The sequence below is a fragment of the Oxalobacter paraformigenes genome, assembly GCF_000158475.2.
GTDB lineage: Bacteria > Pseudomonadota > Gammaproteobacteria > Burkholderiales > Burkholderiaceae_D > Oxalobacter > Oxalobacter paraformigenes.
On the sequence record NZ_KI392031.1, the window covers coordinates 83,322 to 107,047 of the forward strand.

21 protein-coding genes are annotated in these 23,726 nt (G+C 52.0%); 8 read left to right on the forward strand and 13 right to left on the reverse strand.

Annotation, left to right across the window (positions count from 1 at the left end; translation table 11 throughout):
* Positions 1–35 precede the first annotated feature (35 nt).
* The 6 genes from purH to dtd form a co-directional block, all read right to left on the reverse strand.
* The gene (gene purH, locus OFAG_RS03715; RefSeq protein WP_005877850.1) at positions 36–1,601 is read right to left on the reverse strand and encodes a bifunctional phosphoribosylaminoimidazolecarboxamide formyltransferase/IMP cyclohydrolase; all 1,566 of its coding nucleotides are present in this window, start codon (positions 1,599–1,601) and stop codon (positions 36–38) included.
* A gap of 42 nt (positions 1,602–1,643) precedes the next feature.
* Positions 1,644–1,877 (reverse strand): Fis family transcriptional regulator, encoded by a 234-nt coding sequence (locus OFAG_RS03720; protein ID WP_005877849.1) that lies wholly within the window; start codon positions 1,875–1,877, stop codon positions 1,644–1,646.
* Positions 1,874–2,929, reverse strand: coding sequence for a tRNA dihydrouridine synthase DusB (gene dusB, locus OFAG_RS03725; protein WP_020994812.1), 1,056 nt, complete (start codon positions 2,927–2,929; stop codon positions 1,874–1,876). Before dusB ends, OFAG_RS03720 begins: the two co-directional genes overlap by 4 nt.
* A gap of 65 nt (positions 2,930–2,994) precedes the next feature.
* Positions 2,995–3,684 (reverse strand): histidine phosphatase family protein, encoded by a 690-nt coding sequence (locus OFAG_RS03730; RefSeq protein ID WP_005877846.1) that lies wholly within the window; start codon positions 3,682–3,684, stop codon positions 2,995–2,997.
* Positions 3,668–4,303 carry a YbhB/YbcL family Raf kinase inhibitor-like protein gene (locus tag OFAG_RS03735; RefSeq protein ID WP_005877845.1) on the reverse strand — a complete coding sequence of 212 codons (636 nt, stop codon included), beginning with the start codon at positions 4,301–4,303 and terminating at the stop codon, positions 3,668–3,670. Before OFAG_RS03735 ends, OFAG_RS03730 begins: the two co-directional genes overlap by 17 nt.
* 73 nt (positions 4,304–4,376) lie before the next feature.
* On the reverse strand, positions 4,377–4,844 hold the full coding sequence (gene dtd, locus OFAG_RS03740) for a D-aminoacyl-tRNA deacylase (protein WP_005877844.1): 468 nt from the start codon (positions 4,842–4,844) through the stop codon (positions 4,377–4,379).
* A gap of 337 nt (positions 4,845–5,181) precedes the next feature.
* On the opposite strand from dtd, the gene OFAG_RS03745 reads away from it, so the two are divergent.
* Genes OFAG_RS03745 through OFAG_RS03755 form a run of 3 tightly spaced genes read left to right on the forward strand, consistent with a single transcriptional unit; the run spans position 5,182 to position 10,355 of the window.
* Complete coding sequence (locus OFAG_RS03745; protein ID WP_020994814.1) at positions 5,182–7,842, forward strand: response regulator; 2,661 nt, start codon at positions 5,182–5,184, stop codon at positions 7,840–7,842.
* A complete protein-coding gene (locus OFAG_RS03750; protein WP_005877840.1) occupies positions 7,832–8,188 on the forward strand; it encodes an Hpt domain-containing protein in 357 nt (118 codons plus the stop codon). Before OFAG_RS03745 ends, OFAG_RS03750 begins: the two co-directional genes overlap by 11 nt.
* A 16-nt stretch (positions 8,189–8,204) precedes the next feature.
* Positions 8,205–10,355, forward strand: a complete 2,151-nt coding sequence (locus OFAG_RS03755; RefSeq protein ID WP_005877838.1) for a diguanylate cyclase domain-containing protein — start codon at positions 8,205–8,207, stop codon at positions 10,353–10,355.
* Between the two features lie 41 nt (positions 10,356–10,396).
* Here OFAG_RS03755 and OFAG_RS03760 read toward each other — a convergent pair whose 3' ends face one another.
* Together OFAG_RS03760 and OFAG_RS03765 are read right to left on the reverse strand one after the other, a co-directional pair.
* Complete coding sequence (locus tag OFAG_RS03760) at positions 10,397–11,524, reverse strand: anhydro-N-acetylmuramic acid kinase (protein WP_005877835.1); 1,128 nt, start codon at positions 11,522–11,524, stop codon at positions 10,397–10,399.
* A 17-nt stretch (positions 11,525–11,541) separates the two neighbouring features.
* Entirely contained in the window at positions 11,542–12,897 is a 1,356-nt protein-coding gene (locus OFAG_RS03765) for a M23 family metallopeptidase (RefSeq protein WP_005877834.1), read from the reverse strand.
* Positions 12,898–13,027: 130 nt separating this feature from the next.
* Between OFAG_RS03765 and tyrS the strand changes: the two genes are divergently transcribed.
* Entirely contained in the window at positions 13,028–14,275 is a 1,248-nt protein-coding gene (gene tyrS, locus OFAG_RS03770) for a tyrosine--tRNA ligase (protein ID WP_005877833.1), read from the forward strand.
* A gap of 19 nt (positions 14,276–14,294) precedes the next feature.
* Here tyrS and OFAG_RS03775 read toward each other — a convergent pair whose 3' ends face one another.
* The 4 genes from OFAG_RS03775 to OFAG_RS03790 form a co-directional block, all read right to left on the reverse strand.
* Complete coding sequence (locus OFAG_RS03775; protein WP_020994815.1) at positions 14,295–16,559, reverse strand: RelA/SpoT family protein; 2,265 nt, start codon at positions 16,557–16,559, stop codon at positions 14,295–14,297.
* A gap of 85 nt (positions 16,560–16,644) precedes the next feature.
* Positions 16,645–16,848 (reverse strand): DNA-directed RNA polymerase subunit omega, encoded by a 204-nt coding sequence (rpoZ, locus tag OFAG_RS03780; protein ID WP_005877831.1) that lies wholly within the window; start codon positions 16,846–16,848, stop codon positions 16,645–16,647.
* Positions 16,849–16,884: 36 nt separating this feature from the next.
* Positions 16,885–17,538: a guanylate kinase gene (gmk, locus tag OFAG_RS03785; RefSeq protein ID WP_005877830.1), complete on the reverse strand. Its 654-nt coding sequence runs from the start codon at positions 17,536–17,538 to the stop codon at positions 16,885–16,887.
* A gap of 51 nt (positions 17,539–17,589) precedes the next feature.
* Positions 17,590–18,387, reverse strand: coding sequence for an outer membrane protein assembly factor BamD (locus tag OFAG_RS03790; RefSeq protein ID WP_005877829.1), 798 nt, complete (start codon positions 18,385–18,387; stop codon positions 17,590–17,592).
* Positions 18,388–18,455: 68 nt separating this feature from the next.
* Between OFAG_RS03790 and OFAG_RS03795 the strand changes: the two genes are divergently transcribed.
* The 4 genes from OFAG_RS03795 to OFAG_RS03810 all read left to right on the forward strand — a co-directional run bounded on the left by OFAG_RS03795 (position 18,456) and on the right by OFAG_RS03810 (position 22,968).
* Positions 18,456–19,484 (forward strand): RluA family pseudouridine synthase, encoded by a 1,029-nt coding sequence (locus OFAG_RS03795; RefSeq protein WP_005877828.1) that lies wholly within the window; start codon positions 18,456–18,458, stop codon positions 19,482–19,484.
* Positions 19,465–20,250 carry a peptidoglycan editing factor PgeF gene (gene pgeF / locus OFAG_RS03800; protein WP_005877827.1) on the forward strand — a complete coding sequence of 262 codons (786 nt, stop codon included), beginning with the start codon at positions 19,465–19,467 and terminating at the stop codon, positions 20,248–20,250. The genes OFAG_RS03795 and pgeF overlap by 20 nt, the downstream gene beginning before the upstream one ends.
* Positions 20,251–20,392: 142 nt before the next feature.
* Entirely contained in the window at positions 20,393–21,799 is a 1,407-nt protein-coding gene (gene rimO / locus OFAG_RS03805; RefSeq protein ID WP_005877826.1) for a 30S ribosomal protein S12 methylthiotransferase RimO, read from the forward strand.
* Positions 21,796–22,968 (forward strand): cystathionine beta-lyase, encoded by a 1,173-nt coding sequence (locus tag OFAG_RS03810; RefSeq protein ID WP_005877825.1) that lies wholly within the window; start codon positions 21,796–21,798, stop codon positions 22,966–22,968. Before rimO ends, OFAG_RS03810 begins: the two co-directional genes overlap by 4 nt.
* On the opposite strand, the gene OFAG_RS03815 is transcribed toward OFAG_RS03810, so the two are convergent.
* On the reverse strand, positions 22,965–23,555 hold the full coding sequence (locus tag OFAG_RS03815) for an LOG family protein (RefSeq protein WP_005877824.1): 591 nt from the start codon (positions 23,553–23,555) through the stop codon (positions 22,965–22,967). The genes OFAG_RS03810 and OFAG_RS03815 overlap by 4 nt on opposite strands.
* Positions 23,556–23,726 lie beyond the last annotated feature (171 nt).

A 23,726-nucleotide genomic window follows, 5' to 3' on the forward strand; every position in this document is an offset into this window, starting at 1 on the left:
GTCCGGAAGGATGGCCATGAATATCCTCTTTCCTGTCAGTGACGGAAGTGACGGATGGACGTGAAAACCATCGCAATGCCGTGTTCGTCGGCTGCGGCGATCACTTCCGGATCGCGCACGGAACCGCCCGGCTGGATGACGGCGGTTGCGCCGGCATTGGCGACGATATCGAGGCCATCCCTGAACGGTATGAACGCATCGGAGGCGACCACCGATCCCTGGAGGGACAGCCCGGCATTGGCGGCTTTCATGGTCGCTGTCCGTGCCGCGTCAACGCGGCTCATCTGGCCCGCTCCGATACCGAGCGCCATTCCGTTTCCGCAGAAAACAATAGCGTTCGATTTGACGAACTTGACCACTTTGGAAGCAAACAGCATGTCCTGCATTTGCTGGGGGGTCGGTTGCTGTTTGGTAACGACTTTCAGATCGCTTGCAATGACATCGACAATGTCCGGAGACTGTAAAAGCAGGCCACCCCCGACCCGTTTGAGGTCGAAAGCGTTGACATTTTTGCCCAGGGCGATCTGCAAAAGACGCAGGTTTTTCTTGCGGTTGAAAATGCTTTTGGCTTCTTCGGTGAAGGAGGGCGCGATCAGGACTTCCACAAACAGTTTGGAGACTTCGTCAGAAGTGGCGCCATCCAGTTCCCGGTTGAACGCGATAATACCGCCGAAAGCCGCTTCAGGATCGGTTTGCAGTGCTTTCTGATAGGCGTCAAGCAAGTTCTTGCCGGTCGCGACGCCGCAAGGATTGGCATGCTTGATGATCACGCAGGCCGGTTCGTCGAAATTTTTGACGCACTCCCAGGCAGCGTCCGCATCGCTGATGTTGTTATAGGAGAGTTCCTTGCCCTGAAGTTGCCTGTAGCTTGCCAGCGTGCCCGGCTCGATGTTTCTTTCGCGGTAGAAAGCGGCGGACTGATGCGGATTTTCACCGTAACGCATGTCCTGCACTTTTTCGAATTGCAGGTTGAGGATTTCCGGATAGGTACGGCGGTTCTGATGCTTTTTGTCCGCTTTCAGGCTCGACATGTAATTGGCGATGGCGCCATCGTATTGGGCGGTATGGGCAAACGTTTTTTTGGAAAGCTCGAATCGGGTCTCGACAGAAAGTGTCCCGTTGCGCTTTTTCATTTCGGCGATAAGGCTCTCGTAATCGGCCGGATCGCAGACGACGGCAACGTCTTTATAATTTTTTGCTGCGGAACGAAGCATGGCAGGACCGCCGATATCGATATTTTCAATAGCGTCGTCCAGTGTGCAGTTTTCCCTGGCAACGGTTTGCTGGAATGGATAGAGATTGACGACAACCATGTCAATGGTATCGATGCCATGTTGCCTGATCGCTTCCAGATGGGAGGGGGTATCGCGTCTTGCCAGAATGCCGCCGTGAATTTTCGGGTGCAGGGTCTTGACCCGGCCGTCCAGCATTTCCGGAAATCCCGTGTAATCGGCGACTTCGGTGACGGAGACGCCATTTTTCTGAAGCAGTTCCGCTGTTCCGCCGGTGGAAAGGATGGCAATATTCATAGCTGCCAGTTCTTTGGCGAATTCGACAATGCCTGTTTTGTCGGAGACGGATATCAGGGCAAATTGAGTCATGATAAAAAAATCGGTAAAGAAAAAGTTGAATGAAAAGACCGGTTACAGGAGTTTGTGTTCGAGGAGTTTTTTTCGCAGGGTATTCCGGTTGATGCCCAGCATTTCGGCGGCATGCGACTGGTTGTTGCCGGCATGAGCCATGACCGCCATCAGGACAGGCTTCTCGACCGTATGCATAATCATGTTATAAACGTCAGTCGGTTTCTGGCCGTCAAGATCCTTGAAGTATTCTTGCAGACTATGCAGGATAACATCCTGAATGTGCTCTTTACTCATGTTGCGTTTCCAATGGCAGCCGCCCCCGGCCGGCCAGTCGATCCAATCCGAATTCTAGAATGTTGATATTGTAACCGTTCGTCGCGCTCAAGTAGAGACATAAAGAAGCGATCGACTTCATTTATTTGCTTTTCACAGGTATCCGCCATGTTGGTTTTTTGCCGCAGTTTTTCGCCGTCGGGCAGATTGCCGGCATACCAGCCGATATGTTTTCTGGCGTTGCGAACACCGAGCGTTTCGCCATAAAAAGCGTAATGATCTTCCAGATGTTCACGCAGAATTTGCCATATTTCCTGAAGGGAAGGCGGAAGAAGAGGGGTACCGTACTGAAGAAAATGGCCGATTTCCCGGAATATCCAGGGCCTGCCCCGGGCGGCACGTCCTATCATGAGGGCGTCGGCTCCGGTCTTGTCGAGAACTGTTTTCGCTTTTTGCGGCGAATCGATGTCGCCATTGGCAACGACCGGGATGGAAACGAGCGATTTCACTTCGGCAATGGTAGCGTACTCCGCTTCTCCACGGTAACCGTCGGCGCGGGTGCGCCCGTGCAGGGTCAACATGGCAATCCCGGCCGATTCGGCAATTTTCGCGATTGCCGGGGCGTTGATATGGGAACGATCCCAACCGGTACGGAATTTCAGGGTTACCGGAACCGGTACTGCGTGGACGACGGCATCGAGGATCTGTCCGACCAGCGATTCATTTTGCAGCAAGGCGGAGCCGCACCAGTTGTTGCATACTTTTTTGGCAGGGCATCCCATGTTGATGTCGATGATGTCCGCTCCCTGATCGACGTGGTAGCGGGCACTGTCTGCCATGATAGCCGGGACGGAACCGACGATCTGAATGGCATGCGGTCCGCTCTCGCCATCATGTATGATCCGTTTCCGGCTTTTTAAAGTGTCTCGCAGCAAAGGGTTGGCCGCTGCCATTTCAGATACGGCATAACCGGCGCCCAGCTTTTTGCACAGCTGGCGAAATGGCCGATCCGTAATGCCTGCCATGGGCGCGAGAACGAGATTGTTGGGAAGGAGGTAGGGGCCGACACGCATGATAAATCGAACGAAAAACGCTATTCTAGCAGACAGGCTGTCTAAAAAGCAGGCAAGCCGTCCGTTCAGAAATGCTTGTAATAATCGACCGGGGGTTTTCGCGCTTCTTCCAGGTGGGACGCTTCTCCCCATGCCAGCAATTCAAGCCTTCCGTCGCGCCATCTGAACCGGTTGATGCTGGTATTCAAAACAGGCATTTTGCAGCGTGTACCCAGTGGAATATTCTGTGCGGCGCGGTAGGCCGTTTCAAGCACGCCGAAATGCGTGATGATCGCCACTCTTTCTCCGCAATGGCGGCTTGCCACATTCCGGATAGCCTCCAGTGCGCGATAATGGAATTGCCGGGGGCTTTCGGTTTTTCTTTCGCCATCGGGAAAAAAATGATCCGGATCGGCGGCGTACCATGCTTCGTAAGATTTTGGGTACGCTTTTTTTATTTCTTCGGCCAGCATTCCCTCGCAAATGCCATAACAGCGTTCCCGGAGAGACTTATCGGTGTGGACAGGCAAATTGTGGCTTTTGGCAATTTCATAAGCTGTCTGATAAGCCCGTTGCAAGTCGCTTGAAAAAATAGCATCGAGCGGTTCGTGCCGCAGTATTTCAGCCAGCGTGACAGCTTGCAAACGGCCTTCCTCGTTAAGAGGGATATCGCTGTGGCCCTGCAAACGCTTGAGTTTGTTCCAGGCCGTTTGCCCATGCCGGATAATCAGTATGTCGGTCGGCTGATTCACGTTCGGATCAGAGAGTTTTTTCAATTTCCGGATTAAGCGAGTAAACGCCGGTTATGCTGGCCTGGGCCAGGATATGGTCTTTCATGGCAGAGAGCACATCCTGTCCCGAAAAACGGCCGGACAGGGGCAGTTTTTCAATGTCCAGCGCGTAAAGTGTGAAAACGTAATGATGCGGGATGGAATCGTTCCAGGGAGGGCAGGGGCCGTCGTATCCATAGTAGTCGCCTTCCATTTCCCTGTCGCCGGCAAACCATGCCGTGTAATCGTTGATGCCCTGTCTGGAACCATGCAATGCTTCCGGGCCGTTTTTGCCTTTAGCCGTGATTCCGCTTGAATATTCTCCCTCGGAAATGGACGTGACGGTCGGGGGCAAGTCGATCAGGACCCAGTGATAAAAATCCACACGAGGCAGGTCGGCCGGAACGGTTTTGCCTTCCTGATTGACGTCATCGCCTTTGGAGGGGACATCGTAATCGTGGCAGATCAACACCAGGGAACGGGTGTTTCCCGGCAGGTCGCTCCAGGCAAGGTGCGGATTTCTGTTGTCCGACATGGCGGCATGCGTTGCGGCGTCAATTTTACAAAAAGCAAATGGCGTCGGGATTTTGGCCCCATCCTTAAAAGAATCGCTCCAGATTTTCATGATGGCTCCTGAAAGAGTAAGGGAAATAACACGCTTATTTTGCCAGATATGCGGGGATTTAACACGTCTGCCGTTATTTCTGATGAGGTTGATGTTTTTTGGGAGAGGTATCCAGCCAGAAAGTGACTGGCCCATCGTTAACCAGCGATACCTGCATATCGGCCCCGAACTGCCCGGTCTGGACGCCGGGGTGTTTCATTGCCGCCTTGTTTACGAAGTAGCTGAACAGTTTCCTGCCGACATCGGGAGGCGCGGCGGGCGTAAAAGAAGGACGCGTTCCGGATCGGGTATCGGCAGCCAGCGTGAATTGCGGAACGATGAGAAGTTCTCCGTCAATAGCGGTGACAGACAGGTTCATTTTGCCGCTGGCATCCGGAAAAATACGGTAATTCAAAATCCGTTCCAGTAACAGATCGGCTTCCTTTTCGGTATCGTTCCGTTCTGCACACAGGAATACAAGCAGTCCTTTTCCGATACGGCCCGTTTCTTTTCCTGCAATGGAAACACTGGCCTGTCTGACGCGTTGCAAAAGAGAAATCATCGGTCTTTCCTTGAAGAGACATGTCCGGTAACGGGGAAGCGTTTATTTTATAGGAGCCTGGGGAAAAATGGCTCTGTTGCGGCGTATTCTTTCAATGGGATTATTTCCTGAAAGAAAGTATAATAGAAAGCCTGATCGGACTGAAAGCAAGACTGGTCAATGAAGTAAACAGGATTCAACTGTTTTGCAGCAGATCAGGGCAGGATACGGTCGGGAAGAGCCTGCCCTGCAGAGGGGCGTGTTTGTGCGACGGGTTTATTCCTGAAACGGATGCGTCTGTGTGGGAGTCGCGTTCGATGTCACAAGCGGTTCGCCGATAAACTTAATGACTCATTTAATGAAAAGTCGATTTACATCGCTTTTTCGATCCCGGTATGGCTTGTTTGCCGTAGCCATCGCCCTGTTATTCGCGCTCATCTATTCGTCGGTATCGATTTACAGTGCGCTGAAGATGAATGCCAATCTTGAAGTGTTAAACAGGCGTTCCTATCTTGTCGTTTCCCATCTTCAGGAAATCCGGAAAGAGCTGACGGAAATGGAAGTGTATGTCGGCCGGCTCACGGACGATAATACGAAAAGCAACCGCAGACTGGTCGATAAGGTTATCGATTCTTCAAAGAGCACGATCGGGAAAAGTCTGGAATATGTATATGCCCACTATCTTGGGGCAAGAAAGGATATTGCCGGAATTGATGCAGCCCTGAAAAAGCTGTATGAAGAACAGGACAAGGTATTGCAGCTGGCCTTGAAGAAAAAAGAGGGACTGGGCGCGCTTATTTATGGCGACTTTGCCGTCTATTATGAAAAAGTGGACGACAAAATACTGAAAGCGATCGACCTGACAGGCCAGAAAAGAACGAAGGTCGCTGAAGATTCCATGTTTATGGTGGCCTTCAATGTTACGGTTTCAGTGGTTCTGTCGGTGCTGATGGTCATTCTGGTTTTTCTTGTCCAGCGTATGGCTTACCGGCGTATTCAGGAACGGCGCTTTCATGACGATGTTTTGCAGATTATTTCGGATAATGCAGGCCACGTTTTTCTTTTGTATAACTTTTACACGGGAGAAATGGAATATGTTTCTCCCAATGCCTTTGGCGTGCTTGGCATTCAGCGAAGTGTCCTGAAAAGGTATCCCCTGTTGTTTGTTGACCGGTGCAGTCCGGATCGTGCTGCCGAGATAGGCAAGTGGTTTAACGGCGTCGATGTTTTGAAACACCCTGTTTTTCATGAGGTCCAGTTCACCAATCCGGAAACCGGCAGCAAGCGATGGATTTCGATCAGTATTTACCCTGTCAGGGAAAAAGACAACAGCCAGTTGCGGTGCATTTTTTCGATTACCGATCTTTCCGATATAAAACAGGCGCAGCAGGTGCTAAAGGACGCTCTTTTCAACGCGGAGAAAGCAAATGAAGCGAAAAGTTCGTTCCTTTCACGCATGAGCCACGAAATCAGAACGCCGATGAATGCCATTATCGGTATGACAACGATTGCGGCAACAGTCATGAACGACCGGGCAAAGCTGGAAAACTGTCTCTCGAAAATCGCTTTGTCTTCCCGCCACTTGTTGATGCTGATTAACGATGTGCTGGATGTGTCGAAAATCGAAAGCGGAAAAATGACGGTTACGAAAGACCCTTTCGAACTGGGCGAGCTGATGCAAAACATCGGGTCGATCATTTATTCGCAGGCAATAACGAAGAAACAGCATTTTGAAATCGTGACCAATGTCCGGCATGAGACCCTGCGGGGGGATATTCTGCGTCTCAACCAGATTCTGATCAATATATTGTCCAATGCGGTGAAGTTCACACCGGAAAATGGCAGGGTCCGTTTGCAGGTCGAGGAGATTGCCAAACGGCATACCGATCAGATATGGTTGCGTTTTACCATTTCCGATAGCGGTCGGGGGATGAGTCCCGAATTTCTCAACAGGCTTTTCATGCCATTTGAGCAGGAAAATGACGGGTCGGGCAAACTGGTTGAAGGAACCGGGCTTGGCATGCCCATCACGAAGAATCTGGTGACATTGATGAACGGGACCATAAATGTCGAAAGCGTGCCGGGAAAAGGAACGGTTTTTACGGTCGAAATCGGTTTCGATAATGCAGGAGACGGAAAAGAGAAACGTTCGGGAGTGCTGGAAGAACTCAAGATACTGGTCGTGGACGACGATGCCGATACCTGTGAACATACCACGATTATTCTGGACAGAATGGGCATGAAGGCCGAATGGGTGCTCTCGGGACAGGAGGCCGTACAAAAAGTGGTGGGCACACACAGACGGCATGACGGTTACGATGTCGTTTTTGTTGACTGGAAGATGCCTGAAATGGACGGGATAGAAACCACGCGCAGGATAAGGCAGGAAGTCGGTTCCGAAGCGCTGATTATCATTATTTCCGCCTACGACTGGTCAGACATTGAAAAGGAAGCGCGTCTGGCCGGGGCAAACGCTTTCATATCCAAGCCCATGCTCCAGTCGAACATGTATCAGACCCTGGTCTCTGTAACCCGAGAAACGGGCAGAAGAGGTTTTTCATGTGATGTACCGAAAAATCCGGTCGCCAGTCTCTTGCCTTTTGGAAATAATAGCGGTCTGTCGGGAAAACATGTTCTTGTCGCCGAAGATAACGGCCTGAATCAGGAAATTGTGGAAGAATTGTTGAAGACTGTGGGGATATCCGTCGATATTGCCCGGAACGGAAATGAGGCGGTGAACAAGTTTGCAAGTTCTTCTCCGGGAACTTATGATCTTGTTTTAATGGATATACAGATGCCTTATCTGGACGGTTACGAAGCGACCAGAGCGATTCGCGCCTTGTCTCATCCGGATGCGAAGAGAGTGCCTGTTGTCGCCATGACGGCCAACGTTTTTGCCGACGATGTCGCAAAGGCAAGGGCCGCAGGAATGAACGCGCACCTTGGCAAACCTGTGGATATGAAGTTGTTGTACCAAATGATCTGTGAACAGTTGGAAAAATCCGAAAATGAATCTTGAAGAAGCCATGACAACTGCCGGTGTCGACTATGAAATCACGCTGAACCGGTTTTCCAATAATGAAAAACTCCTGGAAAAATTCGTCAGGAAATTTCCGGGTGACGCCACTTTCAGCACTTTGAAGTCGGCTGTGTCTGAAAAGAAATACCCGGAAATCGAGCGGTCGGCACACACGCTGAAAGGAATCGCGGCAAATCTGGGCTTCCAGAATTTGTCGGAACTGAATGCCGAGATCGTCAGTCTTTTGCGATCCGGTGAATTCAGTGATGGCGAGCTGGAAAGTGTTTTCTCGAAAATTTCCGGTGAATACGAAAAAATCGTCGATTGTGTAAACCGGCTGGGTTAGCCGGGCTGACTGCCAAATGGACAAAAAAACTATTCTGATCGTTGATGATATCGAGCTGAACAGGGCCATTCTGGCCGAATTGTTCAATGACCTTTACGATATTGAAGAAGCCGAGAACGGGCAACAGGCTCTGGATATTCTGGAAAAAGAGCATGAAAAAATCTTCATGGTTCTTCTGGATATCATCATGCCGGTCATGGACGGGTTCGAAGTCCTGCAGGTTATGTCGGAAAAAAGGTGGATCGACCGCATTCCCGTCATACTGATTACGTCGGAAAATTCCGACAGGGCGGCCTTGCGGGGATACCATCTTGGGGTAACGGATATTATCAACAAACCCTTCAATCCGGAAGTAGTGAAAAGGCGCGTCGCCAACATCATTGAACTGTTCATGCATAAATCCAGTCTGGAAAAACTGGTCAGCCAGCAGATAGGAACCTTGCAGAAACAGGCGCAAAAGATCAATCAGGTCAATAATTTCCTGATTGAAACGCTGAGCACCGCCGTCGAATTCAGAAATTGCGAATCGGGACAGCATATCAAACGCATCCGTCACATTACCCAGATGCTTCTTGAGGCGATTGCCGGGGAATATCCGGAGTATGAGCTGTCTCCCTATCACATTGAAAAAATAGCGAGTGCATCGATGATGCACGATATCGGCAAGATCGCCATTCCGGATTATATTCTGAACAAACCCGGCAAGCTGACGCCGGAAGAGTTCGAGATTATGCAGGCGCACTGCATTCGTGGAGGCGAATTTCTCCAGAGTATTCATTACGCGCAGGACGAGGAATATTTCCGTTACTGTTACGAAATCTGCCGTCATCACCATGAGCGTTGGGACGGTAACGGTTATCCGGACAGGCTAAAGGGGGAAGACATCCCTATCTGGGCACAGGTCGTTTCGCTGGCCGATGTTTATGATGCCCTGACAAGCAAACGCGTTTACAAAAACGCCTATTCGCATGAAAAATCCGTCAGCATGATTCTTGGCGGAGAATGCGGTGTTTTCAACCCAAAATTGTTGAATGTTTTTGTCAAGGTTGCGCCGCTTCTCGAAAAAGATCTGACGGTGGCGGAAGAATCCCTGGCTTTCTGTTCATTTGACAAGGATGGGGTTGAGAGCCGGGAAAATTTCCTGGCGCCGGATACCGTGCCTGCCAGAAACGAGGACAGCGGCTTGTCTTCCAGGACCTTGAGGCTTCTTGAACTTGAACGGGAAAAATACCGGATTCTTTCGGAGTTGTCCGGCGACATTATTTTCAACTATGACACCAAAACCGATATTCTCGAATTTTCCGAAAAGTTTTATACGCTTTTCCATCGCGACATCCGTATTCCACGGGCGCGGGAAGCGCTCCAGACCGCGGAGCTTATCCATCCGGATGACAGAAGTGTTTTCCTGAAGCGGCTGACGGAACTGACGCCGAAGTTTCCCAGCTCGCGAATCGAATTGCGCATGAAAGTTCCGGGTGATGGATACCAGTGGTTCGAAATGAATGTTCATGCCTTGTGGAACACCGAAACCAATGTGGAGTGTGTCGGTTACCTTGGAAAGCTGATCAATATCCATCAACGTAAGACGGAAGCGACGCTTTTGCGGAAGCAGGCCAATATGGATTCGCTGACGGAGCTGGACAATCGCAAGCGGTTAAAGGAGCGGCTGGTTACTCTGTTAAATGACAGAAATACGGAGCCCGGCGCTTTCTTTTTTATAGACGTCGATAATTTCAAGGCGATCAATGACAATCTCGGCCATATGTTCGGCGATGAAATCTTGCGATACATTGCCAGCGAAATCAAACGGAAGGTGCGTTCATCGGACATTATCGGCCGTATCGGTGGTGACGAGTTTGTTGTTTATCTTCGTGAAGCAAGTTCGGAAAAGGCCATTGCTGAAAAAGCGCGGGACATTTGCGATCTCTTTAAAAACACCTACAGGGAACTGGCCGATCAATACAATGTTTCATGCAGTGTCGGCGTTTCGGTTTATCCCAGGGATGGAAAAACATATGAAGAACTGTTCCACAATGCGGACAAGGCCTTGTACTATGCCAAGGAGAAGGGAAAAAACAGTTATGCATTTTATAACGCTACAATGACCGATTACAATTTCAGGACCGTTCTGACTAACGTTCCGGAAGATCGGCGTCTTGATGGCTGATCCCGGATTTGTATGCGGGAATGGCCGGAAACAGGAGTTTTTCAGGCAGGATAAAGGGCGCCAAGTATGCGAAAACTTTTCGCCCCGGTTACGGGCGGCAGATTGCCCGGTTTTTTCGCGATGAACCGATGTGCCAGCCAGGCAAATGCCAGCGATTCCACGTGCATGGGATCGATCCCCAATGCCTCGCTGCTTGCCAGCTTCGCCCGGATATTTCTGTCTTGAAGCGCCTGTTCAAGCAAAATCATCAAAAACCGGTTTCTGGCGCCGCCTCCGCATACGTAAATCTGTTCTGTACCGCAGGCGTGGTCGCGGATGGCCTGTGCGACAGAACTTGCCGTCAGCATGGTTAACGTAGCCTGAACATCTGCGGGATCCAGCGATCCGGACGCCGGAGACTGGAGAAGTTTCTCGCGCAGCCAGTCCAGATGAAAAAGATCCCGTCCGGTACTCTTCGGAGGAAGCCGGCTGAAAAACGGTTCGCCCTGCATCGTTTTCAAAAGTTCCCGTGAACAGGTACCGTTTCTTCCCCAGTTGCCATCGATATCGAAAGGCTGGTTCCGCTGCGATTGTATCCAGGCGTCAAGAAGCACGTTGCCCGGTCCGGTATCAAAGCCGGAAACGGAGCCATCCGGATGCAATATGCTGATGTTGGCAATGCCGCCGATGTTGACGACCACACGATGAGCCGCCCTGTCGCCAAAAACGGCCTGGTGAAAAGCCGGTACCAAAGGCGCGCCTTGTCCGCCAGCCGCGATGTCGCGGCTTCGGAAATCGGCAATAACGTCGATACCGGTCAGCTCGGCGAGCAGGGCAGGATTGTTGGTTTGCCGCGTAAACCCCAGATCGGGCCGGTGCCGGATCGTCTGGCCGTGAACCCCGATTGCGCGGACTTCCAGGGACGATGTTCCGTTTTTCAGAAGAAGTTGGCGAACATTTTCAGCATAAAGAGAAGCCAGTCTGTTGGCAGCCAGCGCTTCCCGCTCAATTTCATTGCTTCCCGGTGTTTGCAGTTCCATCAGTTGCTTGCGGAAGGACAGGTCAAACGGGACATGCGCTGCAGACAGGATAGCCGGTTTTCCGTTATCGCAAGAATCGGGAAGGGAAGCGAGGACTCCGTCCACCCCGTCAAGACTGGTACCGGACATCAGACCTATGAAAAGAGCCATAGTGGTTTGCCGACGGATTATTTATCCTGCCGGTGATAAGCGAGCCGTTGATTTGCGGAGGTCGAGTCCATCAGGGCAAACCGGTGTTGCATGTCGGCCAGATGGGTTCTGAACCGGACCATTTCACGGGAGGTCAGTGGATGGGCATTGGGCATATCGATCTGGGCCGGATTTTGCTGTACGTTATTGACGCGGAATTCGTAATGCAAGTGCGGGCCGGTACTGATGCCGGTTGTGCCGACATAACCGATCACGTCGCCCTGGCTGACTTTTTTGCCCCGGGTCATGCCAGCGGCGATCCGGCTCATGTGTCCGTAAGCGGTTGAATACGCCCCCCAGTGTTTGAGGACAATAAAATTGCCATAGCCGTTTTGCCATCCGGAAAAGCTGATCGTTCCATCGGCGGCCGCCCGGATAGGAGTGCCTGTCGGTGCGGCAAAGTCGATTCCTTTATGTTGCCTGATTTTTCCGGTTACCGGATGAATCCGCATCGAGAAACCTGAAGAGACACGCGTGAATTCCAGGGGGGATTTCAGAAACGCTTTTTTTTGCGATTTTCCGTTGAAATCATAGTATCCCCCTTTATTGGGCGCGCGTTCGAACCATATCGACTGATAAGGGGTGCCCTTGTTCACAAATTCCGCGGCCAGAATGTGCCCGGTTTTCAGGAATTTGCCGTTTTGCCAGTAAGTTTCGTAAACGATATTGAAACGGTCGCCCCGTCGCAGATCGGAGTTGAAATCAATATCCGTGGAAAACATTTCGATGAACTTGCGGGTAACCGGATCGGGTACTCCGGCGGCGTCGGTCGCGGCAAAAAGGGACGATTGTATGGTTCCCGAACGCATTTCGACGATCTTTTCCATCTGGACGGTATCGTTTGAAACGGTAAAGCCTGAATCGGTACGGGTAACGACGGTGTTCGTCTGGATATCGTCAGGATTGGGAAGCAGTGTGGAAAGCGTGTAAAGCCGGCCACGGTTATCGGTTTTCGCCTGAACCACCTGTCCTGTTTTCAGTTGCAGGAATATTCTGGATTTTTCGTGCGTCTTGATGAAATCGGCGGCTTCCCGGTCATTGACGCCGAGCCGCGATAACAGTGTGCCCAGCGTATCGCCTGAACGGACTTTGTCCTCGCGGATATAGAACTGCCGGTCTTTTTTCAGTTTTTCAAGCTGTTTGTCCAGGGAAGAAAGCTGGACTTCTTCCTCGATGATCCGGAATGCAATGTCGCTGGTGTCCGGAGGGGTGCCGGGAGCGACTGCCGCAGCGCCGAATGCGATAAAAGCAAAGCAGAGGGAAACGAGCGAAACAACTTGCGTTTTGTGTGAAGTTCCCAATAGTATCCGCTTCGCCCGGTCGATGAATCGCATTCAATTCCTCTTATTGCTGCAATCAGTTAAAATTGACTTTTTTGCGCAGGATGCTTTTCTTGTTATTGGCCTGTGGCAAAATTGCTCGAAAAACATATTATATCAATACAAACTGCCGTAAATAAATCAAATGAACGAAAAAAATTCCCGGTCTGCGCCTGTCGAAGAATGGCCTTTGTCGTCTTCGGTCAGGGAGGCGCTGGCGATCACGCTAAGAGGCTGTGACGAACTGCTCATCGAATCGGAATTCGCCCGGAAACTCGCCCGTTCGGAAAAAACGGGAAAGCCTTTGAGAATCAAACTCGGGCTGGATCCCACAGCGCCCGATCTGCATCTGGGCCATACCGTCGTGCTGAACAAGATGCGCCAGCTTCAGGATCTCGGGCATGTCGTTATTTTCCTGATCGGCGATTTCACCTCGATGATCGGCGATCCGAGCGGAAGAAATGTCACCCGCCCCCCTTTAACGCGCGAGCAGGTCAAGGAAAATGCCATGACCTATTTTTCACAGGCCAGTCTGGTGCTTGATCCCGAGAGAACCGAGATCCGCTATAACTCCGAATGGAGCGACGAGCTGGGCGCAAGAGGGATGATCCAGCTGGCATCGCAATATACACTGGCACGGATCATGGAACGCGACGATTTCGCCAAACGTTTCAGAAACGGAAATCCGATATCGGTGCATGAGCTGCTTTATCCGCTGATGCAAGGATACGATTCGGTGGCGTTGAAATCCGATATGGAACTGGGCGGAACCGACCAGAAATTCAATCTTCTGGTCGGCCGCGAACTTCAGCGCCAGTACGGTCAGGAACCCCAGTGCATCCTGACGATGCCGCTTCTGGAAGGGCTGGACGGTGTGGAAAAAATGTCGAAGTCCAAAGGCAATTATGTCGGCATTACCGAACCGGGAAATGTCATGTTCGGCAAACTGATGAGTATTTCCGACGAAATGATGTGGCGCTATTACGATCTGCTGTCGTTCAGATCGATAGATGAAATCGAACGTCTGAAAGAAGAAGTCAGAAACGGGCGCAATCCCCGCGATGTCAAGGTGGCATTCTGCCAGGAAATCGTGACCCGCTTCCACTCGAAAGCCGATGCCGATGCCGCGCTGGAAGATTTTATGGCCCGTTCGCGTGGCGGAATACCGGACGATATTCCTTCCGTCTCATTAAACGGCGCTCCTCTTGGAATCGGGCAGGTGCTGAAACAGGCCGGATTGTGCGCGTCCACCTCCGAAGCCCTGCGGCTGGTCGATCAGGGCGGAGTCCGGGTGGACAGTTCAACCGTCAGCGACAGGGGGCTGAAACTCGGAGCCGGAACGTTTGTCGTACAGGTCGGAAAACGCAAATTCGCGAAAGTCACCCTGAGTTGAGCTTGCGGAGGCCGCTTTTTCAGATGCGGTCTCTGCCGACTTTCCTGACGCCGGGAACATGGCGAACCCGGCGTATCAGACGGGCAAGGTGAATCCTGTCGTCTACCTGTACCGTGAATTTCAGCAAATTGAATTCACCTTGCGTTTCCATTTCGACGGCGGTGATGTTGGCGTCCGAACCGCTGATTTCAGCCGTTACCCTGGCCAGAATGCCTTTTTCTTCAACGACCAGCAGACGCAGGTAACAATCGAAACTGCGATTCAGTCCTTCACCCCAATCGACATTGATCCATTTTTCGGGTTCTTTCGCGATGAGTTTTTTTGCCTGCTGGCATTCGGCACTGTGTACGACCAGTCCCCGCGTCATGTTGAGTTCGCCGATGATGGTATCGCCCGGAATCGGCAGGCAGCAGCTTGCCAGCTGAACATTGATACCCTCGCTGCCATAAATGATGACCGGTTCGATTTTCTGGGGTTCCTCTTCCTTGATCGCCGTCCCCTGTTTTCGGCCCATTTCATCGATCAGGCCGGCGATTCTCCGGGCAACCAGTACGGACAGCCGTTTTCCGACGCCGATATCGGTATAAATATCGTCCAGCGTTTTGGAGCCGGTTTCATAAAGCAGCTTGTCAATGACAGGCTGCGGAACGGCAGTTTCGTCCAGATGGAGGGATTTCAGGGATTGTTGCAAAAGCCGTTTGCCGAGCTTGATGGAATCGGCCTGATTGACGGAACGCAGATAACTTCTGATACGCGAACGCGCTTTGCCCGTCCGGACGAACTCGAGCCAGGCAGGCGTGGGATGGGCGGTCGGAGACGTGATGATTTCGACAATATCCCCATTCTGCAATTCGGTTCTGAGCGGCACGACGCTGTTGTTGATCTTTACCGAAGAAGTGTGGTCGCCGATGTCGGAGTGAATGTTGTAGGCGAAATCCAGTGCCGTTGCCGCACGGGGCAGGGCGATGATTTTGGACTTGGGCGTGAAAACGTAAACGGAGTCCGGAAAGAGATCGACCTTGACATGCTCGAAGAACTCGGCGGAATTGCCGGTTTGTTGCTGGATATCGAGCAGGGACTGGAGCCAGCCGAGGCTGTGCTTTTGCAAGTCGGTCAGCGTTTCGTTTTCCGTTTTGTAAAGCCAGTGGGCCGCTACGCCCGTTTCGGCGACATGATGCATTTCATGCGTCCTGATCTGGAATTCGACGGGAGCGCCATAAGGGCCGATCAGGCTGGTGTGCAGCGATTGATAGTTGTTCAGTTTCGGTATCGCGATATAATCCTGCACCTTGCCCGGAATGGGTTTGTAGAGCGCGTGCAGAACGCCCAGCGTCATATAACATTGCGGCAGGGTATCAACCACGATACGGAAACCGTAAATGTCGAGAACCTGCGAAAAGGACAGGTTTTGGTTGCGCATTTTGCGGTAAATGCCGTACAGGGTTTTTTCGCGACCGTAAATTTCCGCACGGATGCCGTTTTTCTCAAGAGCATTGCTGACTGCGTCGTGAACTTTCCCGAGGAGGGCACGACGGTTCCCGCGGGACGCCTTGATCGCCTTGGCAAGGGTGTCATAGCGGAAAGGATACATGTTGTGAAAGGCGAGATCCTGCATTTCACGATAGAGGTTGTTGATGCCGAGGCGATGGGCAATCGGAACGTACACTTCCATCGTTTCCAGCGCGATCCGGTAACGTTTCGGGCGGTTCATGACATCCAGTGTCCGCATGTTGTGCAGACGGTCTGCCAGTTTGATCAGAATGACCCGGACATCACGCGCCATCGCCAGCAGCATTTTCCGGAAATTTTCACCTTGTGCATCGACATGCGTCTTGAACTGGAGTTTTTCCAGCTTGGACAAACCGTCAACCATGGCGGCAACCGGGGCGCCGAATCGTTCGATCAGCTCGTCAAGCGCGACTCCCTGATCTTCCACGACATCGTGCAGCAGGGCAGCCATGATAGCCTGGGCGTCCAGTTTCCAGCCTGCACAGATTTCGGCGACAGCCAGAGGGTGCGAAATATAGGGTTCGCCGGATTTGCGGATTTGCCCGAGATGCTTTTCGTCGGCGAAACGAAAGGCCTCCAGTATCCGCTTCATGTCGGCAGGCGGGAGGTACGTTTCCAGTGTTTGGGCCAGGTGGGAAAAAGTGACGACTTTGGGCAGGGAAAAAACGGGTACAACGGTCGCTGCGCTGTCAAACTGGTTGACAGGAAGAGCCGCATGGTCCGGATTGACCATGCCGGCCTGACCGGTCGATAAAGCGGTTTCTGGCGTCATCATGTTCGCTCTGTTTATCAGCTATACAATGAATGGGACAACCGCCAGGCAAAACGCACCCTCATGAGGCTTGTTCCAGGACCCGCGTTTAGCCCGGCACCTTTTTCAGCATTTCCCGTCCGACTTTTCCTGCCGCGATTTCGCGCAATGCCATAACCGTCATTTTATCCTTCGCTTCCACTTTCGGGGTATGCCCCTGTAACAGCTGACGTGCACGGTAGGTGGCGCAAAGCGTCAGTTCAAACCGGTTTGGAATTTCTTTCAAGCAATCTTCAATAGTAATACGAGCCATTTTTATATTCCTGCCAAATCAAATCCGTGCGTCATTTTACAAGCCGGTGAAACACCGGATGCCGAATTGTGCAAACAAATCCCTGTTTTTGATTGCCTGCCGTGTTATCCGGCAGCGGGCTGTTTCAACAATGGCCGCCAGCTTGGCCAACGCCAGATCAAAGTCATAGTTGATAATAACATAATCGAATTCGGATGCATGCCGGATCTCTTCATCGGCAGCTAGAATCCGTTGTTTTATGATGTCTCCGGAGTCCTGTCCCCGTTTGACAAGCCTTTCTTCCAGGACTGAAATCGAGGGAGGCAGTATGAAAACGCTGATGGTTTCCGGAAACAGTTTCCGGATCTGCCTCGCTCCCTGCCAGTCTATTTCCAGCAAGGTATCGTGACCGGCATCCAACTGGCCCAAGACGGACAGTTTTGACGTTCCATAATAATTTCCGTGGACGATAGCGTGTTCGAGAAATTCGCCTTCTTCAAGGCGTTTGCGGAAATCGGCGATGTTCGTAAAGTGGTACTCGCGCCCGTTCTGTTCACCCGGCCGGGGTGGTCTTGTCGTGTGCGATATGGAGAGACGCAAGGAAGGATCTTTCCGGATCAGGGCGGCAAGAAGAGACGATTTCCCGGCGCCGGATGGCGCTGTAACGGTAAAAAGCGAGCTTCCCGAAAAAGATTGTGCAGCTTGGGTCATTTAAAGTGATTTTTCAAAACGTCAAGAAGTTTATCCGCGAATCATGTATTTTTACCAGAATTGCCACCATGGATTTTCCTTGACGTTGCCGCCGTAAGGAATCTTGCTGTCGGGAAAATTCTGTTTGAAAATCCGGTCTGCGTCATTGCTCAGGTCATAAAGGCCCAGTTTCTTGTAAGACTCGGCCAGAATGTACAGCGCTTCCTCGACAACGGCGGATTCGGGATAATTGTTGATGGCGCGCTGGGCGCGGTTGGCTGCAGCCAGATAGGCGCCGCGACGGTAATAGTATTTCGCGACGTGAATTTCATATTTTGCCAGCATCGTGACGAGATATTTCATGCGATAGATGGCGTCCTTTGAATAAACACTGTCCGGGTAGCGCGTGACCAGCAGCTTGAAAGAATCGAAAGCGTCCTGGGCCGCTTTGGGATCGCGCTCGGAAAGATCCTGGCGGAAAGCGAAATTCAGGAGTCCTACACGGTCGTTGAAATTGATCAGTCCGCGCAGATAATACATGTAATCAATGTTAGGATGATTGGGATGCAGTTTGATGAAGCGTTCCACGGCTGCCAGCGCCTGCGCGGGCTCGTTGTCGCGGTAATAGGCATAGGCGATGTCGATCTGGGCCTGCTGTGCGTATACTCCGAACGGGTATCGCGATTCGAGTTTTTCGTAGTATTCGATCGCTTTTTCATAATTGCCCGATCGCATCTCGTCTTTCGCTTCGCGATACAATTTGCCTGCTGGCCAGGATACCGTTTCATCTATTTTTTCAGGCAACAAGCCGCAAGCGGCAAGGGAAACGGCCAGAAGAAGGGCAAGAAGTTTTAACAAATTCTTTCGCATGATTTTTGCAGACTGCGGATTGAGCAGAAAAACGTTTAATTTCAGAATTATAGCCGATAGGACCTGATGTGACTGAAAAAGAAAAGCCGACCACTTCCCAAACAGGCCGTTTTGACACGGATGAAGAGGAGATATTAACAGAACCGGAACCGGTCAGGTTTGTTTTATCCCTGAAAGAAGGCGGAGAGCGGTTGGACAAGATCGTGGCGCGGCATCTTCCCGACTATTCTCGCAGTCGTATCCAGCGATGGATAGAACAGGGATATGTCACGGTTGACGGAAAAGCGGCGCAGGGAAAGCAAACTGTAGTGGGGGACGAGGAAATCGTGGTGTTGCCCCAGCTTGCCGAAGAGGACTTGGCGTTTGTCCCTGAACCGGTCGGTTTTCCTGTCCTGTTTGAAGACAGGGATATACTCGTTGTCAATAAACCGGCCGGTCTGGTCGTTCATCCGGCTGCCGGAAACTGGTCGGGAACGCTTTTAAACGGACTTTTGCATCATTTGCCAAAAAGCGCCGCAATTCCGAGAGCGGGGATTGTGCACAGACTCGACAAGGACACCAGTGGTTTGATGGTGGTTGCCAAAACGCTGGAAGCGCAAACCCATCTCGTCCGGCAATTGCAGGCGAGGACTGTCAGGCGGGAATATCTGGCGCTGGTTTGGGGAGAAACGCCCGTGGCGGGAACAGTCGATCAGCCGATCGGGCGGCATCCGAAAGATCGCATCAAGATGGCTGTCTTGCAAACGGCTTCGGGGAAGCCTGCGGTAACGCATTACCGGTTGCTGGAAACCGGAGTGTGTAACGGGAGCAAAGTCAGCCTTGTCAAATGCCGGCTCGAAACGGGACGCACCCATCAGATCCGGGTACATATGCAGTTTTCCGGTTTTCCGCTGGTTGGCGATCCGCTTTATGGAAAATCCCGCCTCTCGGCCGTTTTTCCAAGGCAGGCTCTGCATGCTTTCAGACTGGGATTGCTTCATCCTGCAAAGAATGAGTGGAACGAATGGATGGCTCCGTTGCCATCCGACATGAGGATGCTGCTGGCGGGCTCGTCGATAACCGAAAGTGAACGATGGTATGAATCCGATTATTCCTGAATGGCCGGCTCCGGATTGCGTAAAAGCCTTTTCCACGGTACGTGCCGGCGGATTCAGCATGGCGCCTTATCATGGGAACGCCGATGGTACAGGAGGACTCAATCTGGGCCTGCATGTCGGTGACGACCCCGTAACGGTCAGGAGAAACAGGGCCTTGCTGAAAACATGGCTGCCTTCGGAACCTGTCTGGCTTAATCAGGTTCATGGCAGCAATATTGTCGATGCCGGGAAGGTAGGCGGCATACCCGATGCGGATGCGTCGTTTACCTTTCAAAAGGATACGGTATGCGTCGTCATGACGGCAGACTGTCTGCCTGTGCTGTTGTGTACTGCTGACGGAACGGCCGTTGCGGCCGTACACGCCGGATGGCGCGGACTGTCTGCCGGGGTGCTGGAGAAGGCGGTTGGCATGCTCGGGGAAAAAGGCGGTTCCGGCATAATGGCGTGGCTGGGGCCGGCTATCGGGCCGGCGGCCTTTGAAGTCGGGGAAGATGTCAGGAAAGTTTTTCTGCATAAAGACAGGGAATGCTCTGCGGCTTTCCGGGAAAGAAGGAACGCAAAAGGAAAATATCTGGCCGACATTTATGGACTTGCAAGAGACACACTGAAAAAAGCCGGGGTTTCCCGCGTATATGGCGGGAATTTTTGCACCGTGACCGATTCCGGACGGTTTTATTCCTATCGTCGGGACAAGGTGACCGGAAGAATGGCAACCGGTATCTGGATCGCTTCCCGGGAGGATCAGTTGTTCTTTTGCAATAAGTGATGGTCGGGCAAGCGTTGGAAAAACTTATGGGGCAGAATATCGGTTTCTGTCTGTTAGCGGACGGATGCGTCGGTTTTGGTAGGATACCTTGGGAGTGGGTAAAGTATGGGTTGGGATAAAACAGCAGGAACAGTAAGTTATGATGGATAAGCGGAAAACGGTCGGATTTGTATCGCTTGGCTGTCCGAAAGCGCTCGTGGATTCGGAAAGGATTCTGACCCGATTGCGGGCTGAAGGTTATGAAACGGCAGAAACCTATAAGGATGCCGGTCTGGTCATTGTCAATACTTGCGGTTTTATCGATGCGGCCGAAGCGGAATCCCTGGAAGCGATTGCCGAGGCGCTTGAAGAAAACGGAAAAGTGATTGTGACCGGCTGTCTGGGTGCCAAAAAAGATGGGGCGGGAGCCGGTTTCATCAAAAGCGTCTTGCCGAAAGTGCTTGAAGTGACAGGGCCCGATTCCGTACAGCAGGTGATGGACGCCGTTCACCGGCATTTGCCGCGTCCGCACGAACCCTTTGTCGATCTGGTGCCGCCGCAGGGCATCAAGCTGACGCCACGGCATTACGCTTATCTGAAGATTTCCGAAGGGTGCAGCCATCATTGCACTTTCTGCATCATTCCGGATTTGCGGGGAAGTCTGATATCTTACTCTGTAGGCAAAGTGCTTGACGAGGCGGAAATGCTGTTTCAGTCCGGCGTTAAGGAATTGCTGGTCATTTCGCAGGATACCGGGGCATATGGTCTCGATATCCAATTCAGGACGGGCTTCTGGAATGGCCGCCCGGTCAGAACCCATGTGACGCAACTGACGGAACAGTTGGGGCGCCTGGCCCGAAAGTATGGGGCCTGGGTGAGGCTGCATTACATTTATCCCTATCCGCACATTGATGACTTGCTTCCCCTCATGAATGAGGGGGGTGTCTTGCCTTATCTGGATGTGCCATTCCAGCATGCCCATCCGGATGTACTGAAGCGCATGAGGCGGCCGGCCAGCGGTGAGAAACATCTGGAGCGTATTCAGACATGGCGAAAGATGTGTCCCGATATGACGATCCGTTCGACCTTTATTGCGGGATTTCCGGGTGAAACAGAAGCGGAATTCACCTATTTGCTGGATTTTCTGAAGGAAGCGCGGATCGACCGGCTGGGGTGTTTTCCTTATTCGCCGGTCGAGGGCGCAAAAGCCAACGATTTGCCGGGAGCGGTACCGGAAGAAATCCGTGAGGAAAGAAGGGCGCGCCTGATGCAATTGCAGGAAGCGATTTCATACGAACGCTTGCAGGAAAAGATCGGAAAGACCTTGCGTGTACTGGTCGATGAAACCATAAGAGGAGGGGCCCTCGGCCGTTCCTCGGCCGATGCGCCGGAAATAGACGGGGTTGTTTATGTCCGAAAACCCAAAGGAATGCGCCGCAAACTGGCGCCCGGTGAATTCGTCGATGTATTGATTCATGACGCCGATGCACACGATTTATGGGGAGAGATGGTTCCTGCGTCCGGAAAAATTCAACATGGAAAGCGGGAAAAAACGGGAGAAACGGCATGAAAAGACCGGTATCGAAACAGACTCGTATCAATCATAGCGATTACGTTGCGCCTGAAGGCTTCGACGCTTTTCCGGAGCCGACGTATCGCGCGTCAACCGTATTGTTCGACAGCGTGGACGCGTTGCGCTCGCGTGAATGGATCGGCCGCGATTCCTACACCTACGGGCTGCACGGGACGCCGACGACGTTTACGCTGGAAGCGCAACTGGCGGAAATCGAGGGAGGAAGACACGCCGTTCTGGCTCCCAGCGGGCTGGCTGCCATTACGATTGTCGATTTCGCTTTCTTAAAGAGCGGAGACGATGTGCTGATTCCGGAGAATATTTACAATCCCAACCGGGAACTGGGAAACTGGCTGTCCAGGGATTTCGGTATTCATGTGCGATATTACGATCCGATGATCGGCGGCCGGATTGCCGGGCTGCTTCGCGACAATACACGGCTTGTCTGGGCCGAAACACCGGGGTCGGTTACGATGGAAGTGCCCGATATTCCCGCCATTTGCAAGGCGGCGCACGAAAAGGGCGCGCTTGTCGTTCTTGACAATACCTGGTCGGCCGGCCTGGCTTTCGACGCTTTTGGACATGGGGCCGATGTCGTGGTTCAGGCTGTCACGAAGTATCAGGGAGGCGCTTCCGATCTGCTGATGGGGGCCGTTATTACGAGAGATGGCGAGTTGTTCCGGCGTATATGTATGGCGCATATGCGTCTGGGCATGGGCGTTGGAGCTGACGATGCCTATCTGGTGTTGCGCAGTCTGTCTTCCCTGAAAGTGCGTTTTGAAAAAAGCGGGGAATCGGCCATGACGGTCGCGCACTGGCTGAAGAATCGTGCGGAAATCCACCGTGTTTTGCATCCCGCGTTTCCGGATTGCCCGGGACATGCCATTTTCAAACGGGATTTTACGGGAGCGAGCGGGCTCTTTTCCGTCCTGTTTAATGAACTTTATACTGAAGAACAGACCGACCGGTTTCTCGAAGCCCTGAAACTGTTCAGGATGGGATTCAGCTGGGGTGGAACGCACAGCCTTGCCGTTCCTTACCGGATCCGCCCCGACCGTCGGGACTGGAACCTGAGGCAAAACCAGCTGATCCGCTTTTATATCGGGCTGGAAGATCCGGAAGATCTGATTGCGGATCTTGAACAGGCGATGGAAACACTCGGTTAAATCAGAAAACGGCCGGGTGCCTTGACCGGTTTTTCGGCAGGAGTCGCGGCGATACGGAGGCGTCTCAGCAATTCTTTGGGATCGCTTTCGACAATCAGCGAATCGGCATAGCTTTCCTGGGCGAATCCTTCTTTTGCCAGATGATTGATCAGCGAAATCAGGCTGTCGTAAAACCCGTCCACATTCAAAATGCCGATGGGTTTGTCATGCAGGCCCAGTTGCGACCAGGCGGATGTTTCGAATAATTCTTCCATGGTGCCGATGCCGCCCGGTGCCGCGATAAAGCCGTCTGCCAGATCGGACATCATGGCTTTGCGTTCGTGCATGTCCTTGACGATATAAAGGCGCGTCAATTCTTCGTGCGCCACTTCTTTTTCCATCAGGTCTTTCGGGATAATGCCCGTGACTTCTCCACCAAGGCGGATCATTTCGTCGGCCAGAACACCCATCAGGCCAACTTTTCCGCCACCATAAACCAGTGCAATGTTTTCATTGATCATTTCGCGCGCCAGCAATTGCATGGTTTCGGCGTGAACTTTCGATGTTCCTGTGGAAGAACCGCAATAAATACAAATGGATTTCAACATGAATGTTTTTTACAAAGGGTAATCCTGTTTTTAAAAAGGGTTTTGCCCCTGGGGGCTGGACATGAATATTAAAAAGATCACACCCGAGGGTGATAACTATAACCTATTTTGAATTTCCGTATGAAACAGGGACAGTCGGGAAACACGGATTTCTTGACGAACTATGTCTGA

What these genes read in the sequence shown, in the direction of transcription:
- rimO (WP_005877826.1), top strand. Translation starts at nt 20,393, where the DNA reads ATGGATAAGCGGAAAACGGTCGGATTTGTATCGCTTGGCTGTCCGAAA.
- OFAG_RS03765 (WP_005877834.1), bottom strand. Translation starts at nt 12,897, where the DNA reads ATGCGATTCATCGACCGGGCGAAGCGGATACTATTGGGAACTTCACAC.
- pgeF (WP_005877827.1), top strand. Translation starts at nt 19,465, where the DNA reads ATGAATCCGATTATTCCTGAATGGCCGGCTCCGGATTGCGTAAAAGCC.
- OFAG_RS03815 (WP_005877824.1), bottom strand. Translation starts at nt 23,555, where the DNA reads ATGTTGAAATCCATTTGTATTTATTGCGGTTCTTCCACAGGAACATCG.
- OFAG_RS03745 (WP_020994814.1), top strand. Translation starts at nt 5,182, where the DNA reads ATGAAAAGTCGATTTACATCGCTTTTTCGATCCCGGTATGGCTTGTTT.
- OFAG_RS03750 (WP_005877840.1), top strand. Translation starts at nt 7,832, where the DNA reads ATGAATCTTGAAGAAGCCATGACAACTGCCGGTGTCGACTATGAAATC.
- dusB (WP_020994812.1), bottom strand. Translation starts at nt 2,929, where the DNA reads ATGCGTGTCGGCCCCTACCTCCTTCCCAACAATCTCGTTCTCGCGCCC.
- gmk (WP_005877830.1), bottom strand. Translation starts at nt 17,538, where the DNA reads ATGACCCAAGCTGCACAATCTTTTTCGGGAAGCTCGCTTTTTACCGTT.
- OFAG_RS03760 (WP_005877835.1), bottom strand. Translation starts at nt 11,524, where the DNA reads ATGGCTCTTTTCATAGGTCTGATGTCCGGTACCAGTCTTGACGGGGTG.
- OFAG_RS03810 (WP_005877825.1), top strand. Translation starts at nt 21,796, where the DNA reads ATGAAAAGACCGGTATCGAAACAGACTCGTATCAATCATAGCGATTAC.
- OFAG_RS03720 (WP_005877849.1), bottom strand. Translation starts at nt 1,877, where the DNA reads ATGAGTAAAGAGCACATTCAGGATGTTATCCTGCATAGTCTGCAAGAA.
- dtd (WP_005877844.1), bottom strand. Translation starts at nt 4,844, where the DNA reads ATGATTTCTCTTTTGCAACGCGTCAGACAGGCCAGTGTTTCCATTGCA.
- tyrS (WP_005877833.1), top strand. Translation starts at nt 13,028, where the DNA reads ATGAACGAAAAAAATTCCCGGTCTGCGCCTGTCGAAGAATGGCCTTTG.
- OFAG_RS03735 (WP_005877845.1), bottom strand. Translation starts at nt 4,303, where the DNA reads ATGAAAATCTGGAGCGATTCTTTTAAGGATGGGGCCAAAATCCCGACG.
- rpoZ (WP_005877831.1), bottom strand. Translation starts at nt 16,848, where the DNA reads ATGGCTCGTATTACTATTGAAGATTGCTTGAAAGAAATTCCAAACCGG.
- OFAG_RS03775 (WP_020994815.1), bottom strand. Translation starts at nt 16,559, where the DNA reads ATGATGACGCCAGAAACCGCTTTATCGACCGGTCAGGCCGGCATGGTC.
- purH (WP_005877850.1), bottom strand. Translation starts at nt 1,601, where the DNA reads ATGACTCAATTTGCCCTGATATCCGTCTCCGACAAAACAGGCATTGTC.
- OFAG_RS03790 (WP_005877829.1), bottom strand. Translation starts at nt 18,387, where the DNA reads ATGCGAAAGAATTTGTTAAAACTTCTTGCCCTTCTTCTGGCCGTTTCC.
- OFAG_RS03755 (WP_005877838.1), top strand. Translation starts at nt 8,205, where the DNA reads ATGGACAAAAAAACTATTCTGATCGTTGATGATATCGAGCTGAACAGG.